Source organism: Rhodoferax sp. RT5P35, assembly GCF_056521385.1.
In genome coordinates this window covers 1-1,837 of sequence record NZ_JBWMAX010000056.1, presented here as the reverse complement: position 1 = coordinate 1,837, position 1,837 = coordinate 1, and the positions used below count along the sequence as shown (strand labels likewise).

Below are 1,837 nucleotides of genomic sequence, written 5' to 3'. Positions count from 1 at the left end.
CGGTTGCAATACCGGCCAGAGCTGAAGGCCCTGATGGAGACTTCTTTGGCCAGCAAATCGGCCCAAGATTGGTGGCATTTGTTCAACGCAGCGGGCATTCCGGCAGGCCCGGTCTACACGGTGCCGCAGGCGCTGGACCACCCGCAGATCGCCGAGCGCGGCATGATCGGTACGTTCAAGGATGTGCCAGGGGTCGGTCGCGACATCCGCCTCGTACGTACCGGCTTCAAGCTCAACGGCGAGGCTCCCACGGTAGACACGCCGCCACCGCAACTGGGCGAGCACACCGCCGCCATCCTGGCGGAGCTGGGCTATTCGGAAACTGAAATTGCCACCCTGGTAGAGGAGAAAGTAGTATGAGCAACGCAGACCCCCGCGTGGGCGACTGGTGGCGCACCTCCATCATTGAAATGCGGCCCGGCATGATCCGCTACAGCGGGTATGCCATCGAAGACCTGATCGGGCGCGTGAGCTTTGCGCAAATGGTCTGGCTGATGACCCGGGGCGAGCTGCCGAGCGAAGGGCAGGGTCGCGTGCTGGGTGCCGTGCTGATGTCGGCGGTAGACCACGGCCCGCAAGCGCCCAGTATTGCGATTGCACGCATGGCCGCCACCTGCGGTGTCGGCTTGAACAATGCGATGGCCTCGGCCGTCAACGTGCTGGGCGACGTGCACGGTGGTGCTGGGGAACAAGCGGTGGACATGTACCAAGCCATTGCCGCGCACCAGGACGCTGGCGCTTCGCTACAGGATGCCGTGCGCGCCGGATTGGACGAAGCCATCGCCAGGCACGGCAAGTTCGTGGCCGGGTTCGGGCACCGCTTTCACCCGGTGGACCCCCGCGCCGCGCCGCTGCTCGCGTTGGTCGATGCCGCAGCGCGTGAGGGCACCGTGAACGGCCGCTTCGCCACCATTGGTCGGGCGGTGGAAGAAGAACTTGCCGCGCGCAAAGGAGGGCGGCGCATTCCGATGAACATCGACGGTGCAACCGCCGTCATTTACGCCGAACTCGGATTTCCGGCACCCTTGGCCCGCGGCCTGTTTTGCCTGTCGCGTTCGGTCGGCATCCTGGCGCATGCCTGGGAGCAGACCGGGCAAGGCGGGCGCAACAAGGGGCCGATTCCGCGTGAGTACCTGTGGACCTACGACGGCCCCGCCGCGCGTGAAGTGCCAGCTCGTGGTGAGGATGTGCAGTAGCTGCGATTTAACGCCAAAGTCGCCCTTGGCGCTTATGGGACGGGCGCAAGGTGCTATGCAATTTAGCCAGGCGACGGCACGTACCTTAGCGCCTCCACCACCAGCGCCAGCGCAGGTGAAGATCGGCGGCTGGCGTAGTACAGGTGGTAGCCGGGGAAGGTGGCCGACCAATCGTCCAGTACCGATACCAGGCGGCCTGCGGCCAGGTGGGCATCGACCAGATCCCGGGGAACCCAGGCCAGGCCGTGTCCTGCCACTGCTGCTGCCACGATCAGCTCGCTGGTGTTGAAGGCCAGCCGCCCGGAGACGCTGACGCTGACATTGCTGCTGCTTTTGCCCTGCTTCTTGAACTCCCAGGCCATGAGGCCGCTGTGGGTTGGCAAACGTCTGCCGATGCAGTCGTGCTGGCCGAGGTCCTGGGGCGTGCGCGGCGGCGCGTGGCGGCTGAAGTAGCCGGGCGTGCCCACCACCACGGTCTGCATATCGGGCGCAATGCGCACCGCAATCATGTCCTTGGCCACGTCGCTGCCCAGGCGCACCCCGATGTCGAAGCGCTCGGCCACGATGTCGGTAAAGCGGTTGTCGCTGCTGATCTCCAGCTGGATGTCGGGGTACAGCGCCAGCCAAGGCTCCGGCCTGGG

The 1,837-nt window shown here is 65.7% G+C and carries 3 protein-coding genes; 2 read left to right on the top strand and 1 reads right to left on the bottom strand.

The features are described from left to right. The coding region (locus tag AC097L_RS23480) for a CoA transferase (RefSeq protein WP_479589151.1) at positions 1–360 on the top strand (360 nt) is incomplete at its 5' end. Next, positions 357–1,196 (top strand): citryl-CoA lyase, encoded by an 840-nt coding sequence (locus AC097L_RS23475; protein ID WP_479589150.1) that lies wholly within the window; start codon positions 357–359, stop codon positions 1,194–1,196. The genes AC097L_RS23480 and AC097L_RS23475, both read left to right, overlap by 4 nt. A 62-nt stretch (positions 1,197–1,258) precedes the next feature. On the opposite strand, the gene AC097L_RS23470 is transcribed toward AC097L_RS23475, so the two are convergent. Continuing rightward, the coding region (locus AC097L_RS23470; RefSeq protein WP_479589149.1) for a LysR substrate-binding domain-containing protein at positions 1,259–1,837 on the bottom strand (579 nt) is incomplete at its 5' end.